10 protein-coding genes are annotated in these 15972 nt (G+C 48.1%); 6 read left to right on the top strand and 4 right to left on the bottom strand.

The window, feature by feature from the left end:
* Positions 1-2: 2 nt before the first annotated feature.
* The gene (locus EUZ85_RS28070; RefSeq protein ID WP_127973423.1) at positions 3-4589 is read left to right on the top strand and encodes a pilus assembly protein; all 4587 of its coding nucleotides are present in this window, start codon (positions 3-5) and stop codon (positions 4587-4589) included.
* A 9-nt stretch (positions 4590-4598) separates the two neighbouring features.
* Entirely contained in the window at positions 4599-5033 is a 435-nt protein-coding gene (locus EUZ85_RS28065) for a type IV pilin protein (RefSeq protein ID WP_127973422.1), read from the top strand.
* 38 nt (positions 5034-5071) lie between these two features.
* On the opposite strand, the gene EUZ85_RS28060 is transcribed toward EUZ85_RS28065, so the two are convergent.
* The 3 genes from EUZ85_RS28060 to EUZ85_RS28050 all read right to left on the bottom strand — a co-directional run bounded on the left by EUZ85_RS28060 (position 5072) and on the right by EUZ85_RS28050 (position 8677).
* A complete protein-coding gene (locus EUZ85_RS28060) occupies positions 5072-5587 on the bottom strand; it encodes a GspH/FimT family pseudopilin (protein WP_127974603.1) in 516 nt (171 codons plus the stop codon).
* A 130-nt stretch (positions 5588-5717) separates the two neighbouring features.
* Positions 5718-7076, bottom strand: coding sequence for a sigma-54 dependent transcriptional regulator (locus EUZ85_RS28055; RefSeq protein ID WP_127973421.1), 1359 nt, complete (start codon positions 7074-7076; stop codon positions 5718-5720).
* A gap of 11 nt (positions 7077-7087) precedes the next feature.
* Positions 7088-8677, bottom strand: coding sequence for a PAS domain-containing sensor histidine kinase (locus tag EUZ85_RS28050; protein WP_241566882.1), 1590 nt, complete (start codon positions 8675-8677; stop codon positions 7088-7090).
* A gap of 169 nt (positions 8678-8846) precedes the next feature.
* On the opposite strand from EUZ85_RS28050, the gene EUZ85_RS28045 reads away from it, so the two are divergent.
* Complete coding sequence (locus EUZ85_RS28045) at positions 8847-10475, top strand: NAD+ synthase (protein WP_206617967.1); 1629 nt, start codon at positions 8847-8849, stop codon at positions 10473-10475.
* A 70-nt stretch (positions 10476-10545) separates the two neighbouring features.
* Here EUZ85_RS28045 and EUZ85_RS28040 read toward each other — a convergent pair whose 3' ends face one another.
* Positions 10546-11400, bottom strand: coding sequence for an outer membrane protein assembly factor BamD (locus tag EUZ85_RS28040; protein ID WP_241566881.1), 855 nt, complete (start codon positions 11398-11400; stop codon positions 10546-10548).
* A gap of 102 nt (positions 11401-11502) precedes the next feature.
* On the opposite strand from EUZ85_RS28040, the gene rluD reads away from it, so the two are divergent.
* From rluD to clpB, 3 genes are all read left to right on the top strand, one after another.
* On the top strand, positions 11503-12462 hold the full coding sequence (gene rluD, locus EUZ85_RS28035) for a 23S rRNA pseudouridine(1911/1915/1917) synthase RluD (RefSeq protein ID WP_127973418.1): 960 nt from the start codon (positions 11503-11505) through the stop codon (positions 12460-12462).
* Positions 12463-13227 (top strand): peptidoglycan editing factor PgeF, encoded by a 765-nt coding sequence (gene pgeF, locus EUZ85_RS28030; RefSeq protein ID WP_127973417.1) that lies wholly within the window; start codon positions 12463-12465, stop codon positions 13225-13227.
* A 152-nt stretch (positions 13228-13379) separates the two neighbouring features.
* Complete coding sequence (gene clpB, locus EUZ85_RS28025) at positions 13380-15953, top strand: ATP-dependent chaperone ClpB (protein WP_127973416.1); 2574 nt, start codon at positions 13380-13382, stop codon at positions 15951-15953.
* Positions 15954-15972: the final 19 nt, after the last annotated feature.

The following is a 15972-nucleotide window of genomic DNA, read 5'->3' as shown; positions in this document are numbered from 1 at the left end:
CTATGAAAAAGTTGCAACAAAAATTCTTATGGTGCGCCTCTGGATTCATTTTAGTATTTCCAAGTGCAGGTTTCTCAGCGAGTGTTAGTCCTACAAGCCAGCCTCTGTTTCTAGATTCTTCGGTGAAACATAATATTATGTTGTCAATAGATGACTCAGGCAGTATGGACTGGGAGGTGTTGTTTGATAATCTGAAGAGTGACTTGTATCTGGATAGTGATGGTAACTTTATTAAGAATGGGGTGTATTCCACCTCAGGGTATAGGTATGGATATCTTTTCCCGAATGGTTATAGTGATCACTATTATACAAGTACGACTAAAGCTGGCATGATGACTAACTGGGGTGCTGTGCCTCCTTTAAGGCCGTATGCATTTGCTCGTAGCCCTGATTTTAATAAATCATACTACGACCCAAATGTCACATACGAACCTTGGCCGATATATGGAGGAAAGCTGGTCGGCCCTGACTCGACAGAGTATACAACTTTTGGTCCTGCATCTACTTCTGCTACTAGATTTGACCCGCTAGTAAGCAGAACTATGAAACTGTTTGAAGACTTTACACCTCCCTTAGCAGACTACAGTTGGCAGTTTTATCTTTCTGATAACGATATGGTTTGTGACAATGCGGGTAACTCAGGGAGCTCTTGCTCTAGCGCTAATATTGCCAACTACTCAGATGGTTCTAGATACTATCGAGGGAGTTATTATCCGGCTACATACTATTTGAAGAATACAGCATCTTCATATACATATGATTCATCAGGTGGTGGGGGGAGCGTTATCTCTCCAGATTATTCTCAGTTGTTTGAGGCGGAGAATTATATAAGCGAAGGGTCGGAGTTTAAAAAAGGTACTACTTTAAATAGTGCGGGTGATATGAGTGCCAGCACTTACTATAGTTTCTCATATATTAGCTCTGACGCATCGTATGGAAATTTTATTGGTGTCAGCAACGTTAGTTCTAGCTCACCTCCGCGTGCTGACAGCTTGCCCAGTGTTTCAACTGGCGAGGCTGTTTTCGATATTAACTTGACTGGTAAAGTGTATATTTGGATTCGCCGTTGGTTTCCGAGTGGAAATGATGACTCCGTGTGGCTGAGTATTGATGGTTATGGTAGTTCAGCAATTGATGCGCTGAATAATAATGGTCGTTGGGGAACATATGGTGGGCAGGAGTGGAATGGTTGGATTGATAGTCATTCTACTTCAACATCCTGGGTATGGGAAAAGTGGGCTGTTGCTGACTTGCCAGCTAGCGGTGTAAAGAAACTGAGAATGCGTTACCGTGAGAATAGAGCGTTCATTGACCAAGTGTTGGTGACTACGGATTCAACAATCACTCCGGCAGGGCAAGTTGTGCTCTCTTCGTCTGCAACCAAATCATACTCTTGTGGAGACGCGATACCTAGCCGTTATGATGAGTTCGTGCGCAAGCCAGGGGTCTATAAGTTTCCAGCAGGATCGAACATAGTAGCTTTGGCTCCAGATGGCACTTGTCTTGAGGAGTATAAGATTACCGGCACTGATACGAATGTATTTGCAAATGGGGCGACAAATACTGCAAGAACTGGAGTAACTGTCGCGCAAGAGAAGCAGAATTTTGCTAACTGGTTTAAATATTATCGTCGGCGCCATCAAGCTACCAGAGGTGCTATAGGGCACTCTTTCCAGAGTATAGATGGGATTAGAAGTGGTCTTTTCTGGATTAATAATCAGCGCTCAGTCAGCATGTTCGATATGGACAAAGGTACTGATGTTATAGGCTTTTTGAAAGATAACTATTTGCACGTAGGAGAGGGTGGAACCCCTTTGCGTGATGCGTTGCATCACGCAGGTAGTGAATATAAAAAGGCAGGGACAATTACGTTGCAGTGTCAGAAAAATTTTACACTATTGTTTACTGACGGATTTAATAATAATACGTTGGATGAAGATATAAAGAACGTGGATGGAACTGATAAAGCTGCAGGCGCTGGAAATATTAGCTATAAAGCGGCTGCCCCTTTTAAAGATACGAATTCGAATACTTTGTCTGATGTCTCCATGCTTTTTTATAACTCAATTCTGAGGACAGATATCCCAGCAGGAAAAGTAAAGACTTCATCTGATTGTGATTTGGCAACCCATGATAGTTGGCTGGACTGCAATCCTAACTTGCATATGAATACATATACTGTTGGGCTTGGTGCGTTAGGCTCTTCAGTTTATGGCAAGCCAAGATCTGATGGCGGCACCTATTTGAAAGTAAAGGACGCCCATAACCATCACCCAACTTGGCCTACGATTACTAATGATGAAGACTCCACACAGGTTGATGATTTATATCATGCAGCAGTAAATGGAAGAGGGGAGATGTTTAATGCCCAGAATCCGGCTGCACTGAGCGTGGTTCTTGAGTCCGCACTGAAAGATATCTTGAGTGTTATTGGCTCTGCTGCAACAGTAACCTTCAATACTGCCTCGTTAAAAGAAGAGAGTGCAGTTTATTCGGCTAGCTTTAACTCATCTGCTTGGACAGGGGATCTTCATGCGCTTGACCTTGATGCGAAGGGTAATGTTCTTCCTTATGATGCAGATGACCCTGACTATCAAGGATGGTCCGCTGAATCAATATTAAGAGCACGAATAGAAAAAATATATGATGATTCAATAGATGATAGTGAAAAGGACGGCAGAAATATCTTTACGTACTCGAACAATAAAACTGTTCGATTTGACTACGACAACCTGACTGCTACACAGAAAGCGGATTTTGATGTGCCAGATTCATCAGGAACAACCGCTCAAGATAAAGTTGAATATATTAAAGGAAAGGATATCTCTGGCCTGAGATCACGTTCTAAGTCTATGGGAGATATTATCAATTCTTCGCCGGTATATGTAGGCAAGCCGGCGCAGAACTACCCTGATAAAGACCCCTTTGGAGAGGACCTGGCGGGGAAAAGGTATTCTGATTTTGAAACTGCGCAAAAAAACCGTCGGGCAGTTGTCTATGTCGGCTCTAATGACGGAATGATTCATGGTTTTAACGCTAACCCTCGAACAGATAAGGATGATTCTTCCACCATTATTGATGACAGAGGGCGTGAAGTGATGGCGTATATTCCTAACCTGATATATTCCACGACAGCTAACTCTGGTTTACATTACTTGACAGATCCTAATTACACACATCGTTACTATGTTGACCAAACCCCTATAGCTGCGGATGTGTATTTTGATGGCAAGTGGCGGACAATTCTTGTCGGAGGTTTGCGTACAGGCGGGAAAGGAATATTCGCGTTAGATGTGACAACCCCTGATTTATTTGAAGCGGAGCAACCAGCAGCCTCCTCCACCACTACGCCTGAGTATGAAAGTCTTGTACTTTGGGAGTTTGATGGCGGTGATGATATGGGACAGCAGATTTCTACCCCTATTGTTGCGAAGATGAATAGTGGAGACAGCGATAGCTGGGCTGTGATTTTTGGTAATGGATTTAATAGCAAGAGTAATACGACCAAGCTTTATATAGTGAATGTAGAGCCGAACTCAGACCATTCAGTAAAATTCAAGACAATTGACACTCAGTTTACAAGCTCATCTACTGGGGGGCTGACTGGGGGGCTCTCAGGCGTAGCTGTCGCTGATGTTGATGGAAACGGGACTGCCGACCGTATATTTGCTGGGGACCTGAATGGGAATATGTGGGTATTCGATGTTTCTAGTAGTAATGAAGGCGACTGGGCAGTAGCCAATAAATCGGGTAGCTCACCAGCTCCATTGTTTACAGCTAAAAACTCAGCAGGCAAAGTGCAACCTATTACAGCTGCGCCGAACTTGGCGTTTCACCCAGAGAAGGATGGTTCTGATAATTTGTTGGTTTCGTTTGGTACTGGAAAGTATCTTGAGTCTGGAGATCCGACAAATACAGATGTGCAGTCAGTATATGTCGTATGGGATAAAGCAAAGTCTAGTAAAAGTTTGACTCGATCAGATTTAGCCCCTGTCTATATAGAGCAGTCTACGACTTCAGTGACAGTAAAGGATGCTGATGGTAAAGATGTAACCAAAACTATTGATGTCAGAAAAACGACAGAAATCAAGCCAGGTAGTGTGCCTAAAACAGGGGCTTTGGTTGACTGGAGTTCACAGAGCGGTTGGTATATGGACTTTGATGCAAAAACTAGTACAGGGGCAGATGTAGCCACAGAGAACGGTGAGCGTCTAATCGTCAGACCGTCTATTCGAAATGGCTTTCTTGTGTTTAATACGCTAGTGCCTGAATCTGATGAGTGCGGTGCTGGAGGTCACTCTTGGCTTATGGCGATGCCATTGGCAAATGGAATGACGCCTTCAGAACCGGTTTTTGACTTGAATAATGACGGTATTGTTGATAGCAAAGATGCCTTAGTTTCTGGAATGGGTGGCTTTGACGCTATAGTAGGAAGCTTGAATATTTTAGGGGATAACATATACATGTCACCCTCAAGGACTTCATCATCTGGAGATGGCGGCTCTTTAACGCCTATAAAAGTGGGAGCTGACTTTGGTAAAAGTGCTGAAGAAGGCCGTATTGGATGGCGAGAACTGATACCTGACTAGGAGTGGTATATGAAGCTCAATCGAGGCTTTAGTTTAATTGAATTAATGATCGTGGTAGCTATAGTGGGAATAATCGCAGCCTTTGCCTATCCAAGCTATTTGGAGTCCACAGCTAAGTCTCGTCGCGCTGATGCTCAATCAGCGTTGATGGGACTGGCTTCGGCTATGGAGAGATGGTACAGCGGCCATAGCTATAGTTACACTGGAGCTGCAGCTGAAGGAAAAGATACAGGAGCTCCTGTTGCAAGTCTGTTTCCTTCTCAAGCCCCATTGGACAGCGGTACGAAATATTACGACTTGGTTATTTCCGCAGCAGCGTCCAATACTTTCACATTGCAGGCTAAACCGATTGCTGGAGGGGCAATGGAAGGAGACCGCTGTGGCACAATGCAAATCACATCTGAAGGTGTGAGAACTGCAGCAGAAACAGACTGTTGGCGGTGAATAGTAAGCAACGGCGTAAAATACGCCGTTGCTTTCCCTCAACACTTGGGTTCTTTGTTTGATGAGACTCTAGGTCTTCCTCCCCTGTTAATCACAATGGAGTTGTTTGCCGTTGACGCTTGATGGATCGAGCATATGTAGAACGTACCGTTTTGCTTATAAGTAAAGCCGCTTGGTTGATACTGTAAATACTTATTCCCACCCCAACTTTGCCAAGTTATTTCGATTTCTGTGGCGCTCTGCAGCTTTCTTAATATAGTTTCATCGCTATCAATAACTTGATTATTGTTACTATCGACAAAAACATATAGCGGGTGTTTCCAGTCGTTAAGACAAGTCTTGCCATTCGAGGATGGGCACAGGGTAGTAGGTTCACCTGAGCTGACTGCATAGTTTCGTGTAAAGTTAATGATGCCCAGTAATTGGTTGGTAGCTGAAATAGCCTTCTGATTTTGAATAAATTGGAGGAGTTGCGGATAGCCGATGCCGGCGACTATGCCAACGATTGCGAGAACAGCCAAAAGCTCAATGAGGGTAAATCCCTTGCGGTGCATAATTCAGTTCCTTCTGTTTGGTTAAACCGATTCCAATCGGAAGGCGTATTATGCAGATTTTTGAGCCTTTGGCTAGTGTTTGACCAATAAGACTGAGTTTTGCCCGGTTAGATATGGCGTTTAGGGAGAATTACTCCATCCCCAGTTTCTTCAGGCGGTAGCGCAGGGCGCGAAAGCTGATGCCCAGCTTTTTGGCGGCCGCTGTTTTATTCCACCGAGTTTCTTCAAGCGCTTTCTCAATAGCCTGCTTTTCTATGTTCTCAAGAAAGTGTTCAAGGTTAACCTTGTTTTCGTCGAATTCAGGTACATCCAGCTCCATGGCGTCTGATGCTGAACCTTCCATATCTGTTTTAGGCAGGTGGATGTCCTCTTCGTTAATGACATCGTCTTCGCACAGGGTAAAGGCGCGCTCCATAATATTTTCGAGTTCGCGAACGTTACCTGGAAAATAATAAGCCTCCAGTTTCTGCATCGCCGCTTTGCTAATTGAGGCGTTAGGAATTTCGCATTCATCCGCCAGCTGTTTTAGAAAATGATTGGCGAGAAGCGGGATGTCTTCTTTTCGTTGACGCAAGCTTGGGACTCTCAGCTCGATGACATTTATTCGATAAAAAAGGTCTTGGCGGAACCGGCCTTCATCTACCTCATTGTGCAAATCTTTATGAGTGGCGGACAATATGCGTACATCGATTGGAATCTCTTTTTGTTCGCCAACTGGACGAACAGCTTTTTCCTGAATCGCACGCAGTAGTTTTACTTGCATGGTTAAAGGCAAGTCAGCAACTTCATCAAGAAACAGCGTCCCGCCATTCGCCGCCTGGAATAACCCTACTTTATTTTCAACTGCGCCAGTAAATGCCCCTTTCTTATGGCCGAAAAATTCACTTTCCATTAACTCGCTGGGTATAGCGCCACAGTTGACTGGCACAAAGGGACCTTCGCTTCGCGGCCCTTGCTCATGGATCGATTTGGCCACCATTTCCTTTCCGCTACCCGACTCGCCGCTAATATAAATCGGCGCCTGACTGCGTGCGAGCTTTCTGATTTGCCCGCGAAGTTTATCCATCGTGGATGATTCACCGAGCAATTGGGTTACTTGAGGGGCTATTTTGGGGGCGTCATTTTTTGACAGTTTTAGCGCACTGTTAACGAGCTCGCGTAGACGAGCAAGATCTACAGGTTTGGAAACAAAGTCAAAAGCGCCGGCTTTAAGTGCGGAAATGGCCGTATCAATACTGCCATAAGCTGTAATCACCGCTACAGGGGTGTTGGATGACTGCTTTTGGATGTGGGCGACAAGGTCGATACCATTGCCGTCCGGCATATTCATATCGGTCAGTACGAGACTGAAGCTCTCTTCGCTCAATAACTGCTTGGCTTGCGTAATATTTTCCGCCGCCCTTGTTTCGATTTGCATGCGGCTTAAAGTGATTTCCAGTAACGCGCGAATATCGGGTTCGTCGTCAACGATGAGTACTTTCTTTATCATAACTGATTGTTCTATATAGCTCGTTTCGGATGGGGAAAGGTGATGCGGAAGCAGCCGCCCCCTTCCTGTCTTGTGAGATAGTCTAATTGCGCCTGATTAGCTTCACATAGCTCTTTGGATAAGTATAAACCCAAGCCTGTCCCTTTGGGGTCAGTTGTGAAAAAAGGCTCAAATAGATGATTTAATTGCTCCTCATTGATTCCCGGACCAATATCCATAACGTCAATAAAAGCTTGTCCTGTCTCTTCAACTTCGCCCACGACCAGCTTAACCCAGGCGCGGGCGCTTTCCTGCTTGCTATAGCGTAACCCATTGCCCACGAGATTATTGAGGATCTGATTCAGGTGATTGGGGTCGAAGCGGCCATGGATGTCGTCTTTTAAGGGCAGTATCTCGATTTCTGCGTCACGTGTGCCGGCGGCGGTGTAGTCGCACACAAAGTCCGTTAACCAGGGAATCAGAGTGAGCATTTGCGGTGAGCTGATTTTTCTGCGCGACAGGCTCAGTACATTCTCAATGATGCCGTTCATGCGGGTGGCGTGCCGTAAAATAATCTCCGCCATTTGCTTGTCGGGAGGCGTTAACTCCTGTGACTCCAATAGCAACTGTGCGGCATGGCTGGCAGCCCCTAGCGGATTCCTGATTTCATGAGCTATGCCCGCAGTGAGTCTGCCCAATGAAGCTAATTTGAGTTGCTGAGCCTGTTGCGCGATTTTGCCTGTATCTTCGAGGAAAATAAGGATGTCCTGACCTTCCTCTTTTTGCAAAATGGCGAAATTGGCTTGTATTGGCGCTCTGTTCGCCGAGCCGCGAAATGGTGTGGTTTTCTTGCTTGGGTCTTCCTGCCATTCCTGTAATCGGAGTAGCAAGTCCTCTGGTAACGAAGTTAACTCATGCGTTTCATCGACATTAAGCAAACTCTGTGCGGCCTGATTGGCCATTCTTACGCCGCCATTCTCATCCGCGACGATAATGCCGGTTAGCATTCTTTGTATGATCTGATGATTGAGACGCTCAAGCTCCAGAATATTTTGCGCACGCTTGCGCGCAAGGTTTTCAGTGGTTGCGATGCGAATCGACAGGTTTTTAACGAGCAATGCGGTGGCGAAGTACACGACACCTAAAATGCCAGCTCGGAATACGTTATCCACGTCACTGTATTGTACGACCATTCGGTATATTTCCTGGGATACAACTCCCAGGCTGGCTATGGCCGCCAGTAGCGTCCCTAGCTGTCCTCGCAAAATTATATTGCCGGCGGCGACGCTGATGACCACCATATTTCCCAGGCCGCTTGAAACGCCGGTCCCGAATAAGAGCATTGCTGAGATCAGGAGGAGTTCTAAAACAACCGACACCATGGCGTGGCGTATTTCGGGACGGAACCCTGCTAAGAGTAAAAAGCCCGTAAATACGTGAATCGCCAGATAGCATATGACAGAGACTTCAAAGTAAAACGGCGATAGGTACTGGCTGACGCTGGATGGGTTTTGTAGATATAAGGCGCTCACCAGAATGATGCCCACCGTCACCCTATAGTGGTTATAAACCCGGAATAGCCGGTTGGTGGTTTGTTCTACATCGGTGCTTAAATCAGACATGCGCGGAGCCTGCAACAAAACTATCCTTGAAGAAGTGAGCTGCCTATTTAATTCGATGTTGACGGAGAAGTGTCCGGCATTGGAATTATTTCGGTATAGTGCTCAGAATTTTAATGAAAACAGTATAATGCAAACTTTCCCAATGTTTGTGTGACAGATGGTAACCAGAATGACGCAGCTTAAAGTCGCTTTCGCACAGATCGACTGTTTGGTCGGGGATATACCCGGCAATGTAGATAAAGTCATAGAGGCCGTTGAGACGGCGAAGACAAAATATAACGCCGACTTGGTGATTTTTCCTGAGTTAACTTTGACCGGCTACCCCCCCGAAGATCTATTGTTGAGGGCTAGCTTGCAAGTCAGAGTTGAAAAAGCCCTGGAGCGGATTCTGGACTCGGTGAAGGATGTTGCTCTGGTTATCGGCTTTCCTTGGAGAGAGCAGGGCAAGTTGTTCAATTGCGCCGCTTTTATTGATGGCGGCGAGATAAAGGCGAAATATCGTAAGAAATGTTTGCCGAACTATCAGGTGTTTGACGAGAAACGCTACTTTGAACCAGGGTCTGAAACGGTGGTTTTGCCATGGCGAGGCTTTAATCTGGGCATTTCTATCTGTGAGGATGTATGGGAAGAAGGCCCTATCGCTGCGACAGCTGCGGCAGGCGCTGACTTTATCGTCAATATCAATGCATCTCCCTACGATATGGCTAAGCACCAACAAAGGCGCACGCTTGTTCAGTCTCGCGCAGTGACCAATAGCGTCCCGATCCTGTATGTGAATATGATCGGCGGCCAGGATGAACTGATTTTTGACGGCGGCTCGTTCGCGGTTGATCGTCATGGAAGAGTTTGCTTTAGCGCTCCTCAGTTTGAAGAAGGGATTTTTCTGCTTGAGTTAAATGAGGTCCTTCACGGCGAGAGCCGGGAGGGCGCCGATCCTGCGCCCACTATGACGGTGGAGGAGAGCATCTATAAAGCGTTGGTGACCGGGGTCAGGGATTATGTGAACAAAAACCGGTTCAAATCAGTCGTGATTGGTTTGTCTGGCGGCATAGACTCTGCTGTTACCTTAGCGGTGGCTGTCGATGCGATTGGCGCTGATAGAGTGAGAGCGGTGATGATGCCTTTCCGCTACACCTCCCAGATGAGTCTGGAAGACGCAGAAGCTGAAGCGAAGGCGCTGGGCGTTCAATATGATGTGGTTCCCATTGAGCCTATCTATGATCAGTTTATGGGAGCGTTAACCCCCTTGTTCGCCGGTTTAGATCGCGATACGACGGAAGAGAATATTCAGGCGCGTATACGTGGCGTTATTCTGATGGGGATTTCGAATAAAACTGGCGCGCTGGTGTTGACCACGGGTAATAAAAGCGAAATGGCTGTTGGCTATGCGACACTATATGGCGATATGGCGGGAGGCTATGACGTCCTGAAGGACGTATTTAAAACCATGGTGTTTCGCCTTGCCTGGTATCGTAATACGTTGTCTCCGATTATCCCGGAAAGAGTTATCACGCGCCCTCCATCTGCTGAACTGGCCCCAGATCAGAAAGATGAAGACAGCTTACCTCCTTACGAGATTCTGGATGAGATATTGTCCTTATACGTTGAGCATGACATTAGCGCTGACGGTATTGTTGCGAAAGGCTTTGATAAGGAGACCGTTTACCGAGTGGTGCGTTTGGTGGACATCAACGAATATAAGCGTCGCCAGGCCCCTGTTGGAGCAAGAATCACAATGCGTGGGTTTGGGCGGGATCGTCGTTACCCGATAACTTCTGGGTGGAAGCTGGGGGAATGAGTTAGTTCTCTTGGGGGGGACAAAAACAGAAAAGGCCGCTGATGCGGCCTTTTCTGCATATGAACCAGAGCTAGTCGCCAAGACCGAAGTCAAAATCGAAGACGCTGCTGATGTTGCGATCTTCTTCTTTGAACTCAGAGCCATTGAAGCGCATATTGGCGTCGAAAGATTTGTAATCTGGGTAACTGGCGGCGAGCAAGACTAAAGCGTCATCGGCTTGACGCTGCATACCCAGATACCTGTAAAGCTCCACCATTAAAGATAACGCTTCCGGTACGACGGGCGTCTCAGGATAATTCTCGACGACGTATTGAGCACGGGCTACTGCTGCGACGTAAGCCTGGCGACGAATGTAATAACGTGCGACATGCATTTCATACTGGGCCAGACGCTCTTTTATCGCCAGCATGCGCTTTTCCGCGTCAGCCGCATAGGGGCTGTCTGGGAAGTTCGTGACAAGGGTGGAGAAGTCTCTGAACGCCTCTTTCGCGCGCCCTGGATCACGGGAATTAACGTCGATGGGGAGAAATCTCGGTCCTAAGCCCAAATCCGCATAATAGGCGGCCAACCCTTTGATGTAGTAGGCATAATCTACATGAGGACTTTCAGGGTGAAGGCGGATAAATCGCTCTGCCGCGGACTCCGCTCTTTCTGGATTCAGAGAATTATAGTGGGCGTATATCAAATCCAGCTGAGCTTGCTCTGCATAGCGCCCGAATGGATGGTAAGTCTCCAGGTCTTCCAAGTGGCGCGCTGCTTCCAAAAAGTTGCCTGAGTCCAAAGCGGACTTCGCCTTGTCGTAGTATTCCTTTTCACTCAACACTTGGGGTGGGGCGGAAGCGCATGCTGTCAGCAGAACAAAGGCCAGCATGGCAAAAAGGGCGCGAATACGATGCATATTTGAATTAAACTTCACTAATTTCATGGAATAGAGCAGTCTTGCGCAGCAAGGCTTTCGTGAATATTGGCGCGCCATTATTCCACAACCATAGTTTTGACAACACCCCACAGCCGACGGATTTAATTTATGAGTCATCGCATACAACAGTCATTGATTGTTCCCGCTGAGCTTGGCGAGCAGCGGCTGGATATGGCTGCAAGCGAGCTAATGCCTGAATATTCAAGGTCCAGGATACAGAGCTGGATTAAGCAGGGAGCCCTGCGCGTCAATGGAAAGCAGGTTAAACCTAAAGAAAAGGTAATTGAAGGCGACCAGGTTGAGCTGGATGTTGAACTAGAAGCGCAGGGGGACTGGGAAGCGCAGCCGATTGCGCTGGATATTGTTTTCGAAGACGAGCACCTCTTGGTAATTAATAAACAAGCGGACTTCGTTGTTCATCCAGCTGCGGGGCATAGCGATGGCACGGTGGTTAACGCAGTCTTGCATCACTGTCCAGCATTGGCCGAACTCCCTCGCGCTGGCATTGTGCATCGGCTGGATAAAGATACGACTGGTTTGATGGTAATCGCGAAAACGCTAGTTGCGCACAGTTCTCTCGTTGAGCAGCTGCAAGCAAGAGAAATGGGGAGGGAGTATGAGACTGTCGTATACGGTGAGTTAACTGGCGGAGGGATGGTCGACGCAGCGATTGGCAGGCATCCGCAGAGCCGGCAGAAGATGGCGGTGACCCGTGGAGGAAAGGATGCGGTGACCCATTACAGGCTGATACGGCGTTGGCGGGGCTTCACACATTTGAGGTTGAAACTGGAGACTGGGCGAACACATCAAATTCGGGTGCATATGGCGCATATCAATCACTCAATATTAGGCGATCCGCTGTATGGAAGCCGTCCGCGCCTTCCTAAGGGGCTTTCGTCGGAAACCATCGACTATCTTCGCTCTTTTGGCAGACAAGCACTGCATGCGAAAGCGCTTGAATTATCACATCCAACTACTGGCGAGGTGCTGAGTTGGGAAGTGGACTTGCCTGAGGACATGATAAGCCTGCTAAACCGCTTGGATAGGGAAGAAGAGGATGCTTTATAGATGGATGCCGGTAGACTGCAGTTGATTCAACCTGATTGGCCAGCTCCTGCTAATGTCCGAGCGCTGGTCACGACGAGAGCGGGCGGAGCAAGTCAGCTGAAATTCGCCAGCATGAACCTTGGCGGTCATGTTGGAGACGATGCAAATGCAGTCGACACTAACAGGCGTCTTCTAGCGGCGGAAGCGAGCTTGCCTGCTGATCGCTTTCATTGGTTGGAGCAGGTGCATGGTGTCGATGTGGCCGTGTTGAATGGTATGAGGTCTCCCCAACCACTTACTGCTGATGCTGCGTATACTGCTCAGTCGCAGCAGGCATGTTGCATCCTGACAGCGGACTGTCTTCCTGTTCTATTCGCAGCTGCCGATGGTTCTGCAGTGGCTGCGGCTCATGCAGGATGGCGGGGGCTGGCCGCAGGGGTGTTAGAAAATACCGCCAAATGCTTTAGTGACCGGACAGAATTGCTGGTTTGGCTCGGACCTGCGATTAGTCAGGCGGCATTCGAAGTCGGCCAGGAGGTGATGGATGCTTTTGTCGCACAAGAACCAGAGTCTTCCGCTTGCTTTATCCCTTCATCGTCTAACGCCGGTAAATGGCATGCGGATTTATACGCTTTGGCTCGGCTGAGGCTGCACAGACTTGGAGTTACACAAATCTTTGGCGGCGACTATTGCACCTATACGGATTCAGGCAGGTTTTTCTCCTATCGCAGAGATGGCGTAACGGGACGCATGGCGTCAGTTATTTGGCTCGACTCTTCTTCTTAGGATTATGGCTTGAGATAGGTCAATATCCCACTTACTTTCTTTCTCTTCTATGCGCACAGCCTTGAAGCTTTCAGAGCATGGCCCCACATTTTCGGTAATTGAAACTGCGTCATAGTGGACGCGGATAACATCGGAATTTTGGGGTAATGCAGATGCGATTTGATAAATTCACCAGCCGTCTCCAGATGGCGATATCAGAAGCCCAATCGCTTGCCTTGGGTAAAGATCACAACTTCATAGAGCCTGTACACCTGTTCCAATCACTGTTGAACCAGTCTGGAGGCTCCACAGCGCCGCTGTTACAGCAAGCAGGTGTTGACGTGGCCCGCTTTAAATCAATGTTGGCGCAGGAATTAGATAAGCTTCCACAAGTCCAAGGCTCTGACGCGGACGTTCATTTATCTAATGACTTGGGGCGGCTGTTGAATCTGGCGGACAAGCTGGCGCAGAAGCGCAGCGATCAGTTTATTTCCAGTGAGTTAGTGCTTCTGGCGGCGATAGACGACCGGGGTGTCGTAGGAAGGTTGCTAAAAGAGTGCGGCGCTGATAAACAAAGTTTGGAGAGGGCGATAGAAACTATGCGTGGTGGTGAAAAAGTACAAGATCAAGGTGCGGAAGAGAGTCGTCAGGCGCTCGATCGCTTCACTATCGACCTTACCTCCCGGGCGACGGAAGGTAAATTGGACCCCGTTATTGGCAGGGACGATGAAATCCGCAGAACGATCCAGGTATTGCAGCGCCGCCGCAAAAATAACCCTGTTCTAATCGGTGAGCCCGGCGTGGGTAAAACCGCGATTGTTGAAGGACTTGCGCAACGTATCGTGAACGGTGAAGTCCCTGAAGGGCTGAAAAATAAGCGTGTACTGGCTCTGGATATGGGGGCTTTGATAGCGGGGGCCAAATTCCGCGGTGAGTTTGAGGAGCGCCTGAAGGGGGTGCTTAACGAGCTTGCGAAGCAAGAAGGGCAGATCATCTTGTTCATTGATGAGCTCCATACCATGGTTGGCGCGGGTAAAGCGGAGGGCGCGATGGATGCGGGCAATATGTTAAAGCCTGCGTTGGCCCGCGGCGAGCTGCATTGTGTCGGAGCCACGACATTGGATGAATACCGGGAGTTCATTGAAAAGGACGCCGCTCTGGAGCGTCGCTTTCAGAAAGTACTGGTGGATGAGCCGAATGTTGAGGACACCATCGCGATATTGCGTGGCTTGAAGGAGCGCTATGAGGTGCACCATGGCGTTGAAATCACTGACAGCGCCATCATCGCTGCGGCGAAATTATCCCATCGCTACATTGCGGATCGGCAGCTGCCGGATAAAGCCATAGATTTAGTCGATGAAGCCGCCAGCCAGATACGGATGGAGATTGATTCGAAGCCGGAGCCGTTGGATAGATTGGAGCGGCGCTTGATTCAGCTAAAGATGCAGCGGGAAGCCCTAAAGAAAGAGAAAGATGCGGCGTCCAAAAAAAGTGTGGATGAGCTGAATACGCAAATTGATGAAATGGAAAAGGAATTTGCGGATCTGGAAGAGGTATGGAGTTCTGAAAAAGCAGCGCTGCAAGGTACGCAGCAAATCAAGAGCCAACTGGAACAGGCCCGTGTAGACTTGGAAAATGCCCGCAGACAGGGCGACCTGACACGAATGTCTGAGCTGCAATATGGACGCATTCCTGAGCTGGAGAAGCAGCTCGATATGGCGAGCCAAGCCGAAATGCTGGAAATGCGGTTGCTGCGCAATAAAGTTTCTGAGGAGGAAATTGCCGAAATAGTCTCCAAATGGACCGGTATTCCTGTCGCCAAAATGCTCGAGGGCGAGCGTGAGAAACTGTTACGTATGGAAGAGGCATTGCATCAGCGTGTTATAGGACAAGACGAGGCTGTTGTTGCGGTCGCCAATGCGGTGCGTCGCTCAAGAGCCGGTCTCAGCGACCCTAATCGCCCGAACGGTTCATTCCTGTTTTTGGGACCAACAGGAGTCGGTAAAACAGAGTTATGCAAGTCTCTGGCGAGTTTCTTGTTTGACACTGAAGAAGCGATGGTGCGCATCGATATGTCAGAGTTTATGGAGAAGCATTCCGTTGCTAGATTAATTGGAGCTCCTCCCGGCTATGTGGGCTATGAAGAGGGGGGGTACCTGACTGAAGCCGTCAGACGTAAGCCATACTCTGTCTTGCTTTTGGATGAGGTAGAAAAGGCGCACCCTGATGTATTCAATATTCTGCTGCAGGTGCTGGAGGATGGCCGCCTAACGGATGGGCAGGGGCGTACTGTAGACTTTCGCAATACAGTCATTGTTATGACTTCTAACTTGGGGTCTGACCTGATTCAGGCGATGGGCGGGCAAGATGAAAACTACGACGAAATAAAAGATGCTGTATTGGAAGTGGTCGGCAGGCATTTCCGTCCAGAGTTCATTAACCGAATCGATGAAGTGGTTGTCTTCCATCCGTTGACCGCTGAACAAATTCGCGGTATTGCGCTGATACAGCTGGATATCTTGAATCGTCGCCTGCAAGAGCAGGATCTTAAAGTGGAGTTGAGTGCGGAAGCCATGGCGACGCTGGCGGAAGTTGGCTTTGACCCCATATACGGAGCACGCCCGCTGAAACGGGCGATACAGCAACGAGTAGAGAACCCATTAGCACAATCCATTCTTAATGGTGAGTTTCAGCGTGGGGATGTGATTGCAGTTGAAGTAGAAGATGGCAGGTTGATATTTAAGTAGGGCTAAGCAGGCTCTTCGA

The organism is Hahella sp. KA22 (genome assembly GCF_004135205.1).
Classification (GTDB): domain Bacteria; phylum Pseudomonadota; class Gammaproteobacteria; order Pseudomonadales; family Oleiphilaceae; genus Hahella.
Note: the sequence above shows the minus strand (reverse complement) of the source record. Positions and strands in the feature narration are given on the sequence as shown.

Excerpts from the sequence above, each read along its gene's own strand:
- clpB (WP_127973416.1), top strand. The coding sequence starts at position 13,380 with ATGCGATTTGATAAATTCACCAGCCGTCTCCAGATGGCGATATCAGAA.
- EUZ85_RS28045 (WP_206617967.1), top strand. The coding sequence starts at position 8,847 with ATGACGCAGCTTAAAGTCGCTTTCGCACAGATCGACTGTTTGGTCGGG.
- EUZ85_RS28060 (WP_127974603.1), bottom strand. The coding sequence starts at position 5,587 with ATGCACCGCAAGGGATTTACCCTCATTGAGCTTTTGGCTGTTCTCGCA.
- EUZ85_RS28050 (WP_241566882.1), bottom strand. The coding sequence starts at position 8,677 with ATGTCTGATTTAAGCACCGATGTAGAACAAACCACCAACCGGCTATTC.
- EUZ85_RS28055 (WP_127973421.1), bottom strand. The coding sequence starts at position 7,076 with ATGATAAAGAAAGTACTCATCGTTGACGACGAACCCGATATTCGCGCG.
- pgeF (WP_127973417.1), top strand. The coding sequence starts at position 12,463 with ATGGATGCCGGTAGACTGCAGTTGATTCAACCTGATTGGCCAGCTCCT.
- rluD (WP_127973418.1), top strand. The coding sequence starts at position 11,503 with ATGAGTCATCGCATACAACAGTCATTGATTGTTCCCGCTGAGCTTGGC.
- EUZ85_RS28040 (WP_241566881.1), bottom strand. The coding sequence starts at position 11,400 with ATGAAATTAGTGAAGTTTAATTCAAATATGCATCGTATTCGCGCCCTT.
- EUZ85_RS28065 (WP_127973422.1), top strand. The coding sequence starts at position 4,599 with ATGAAGCTCAATCGAGGCTTTAGTTTAATTGAATTAATGATCGTGGTA.
- EUZ85_RS28070 (WP_127973423.1), top strand. The coding sequence starts at position 3 with ATGAAAAAGTTGCAACAAAAATTCTTATGGTGCGCCTCTGGATTCATT.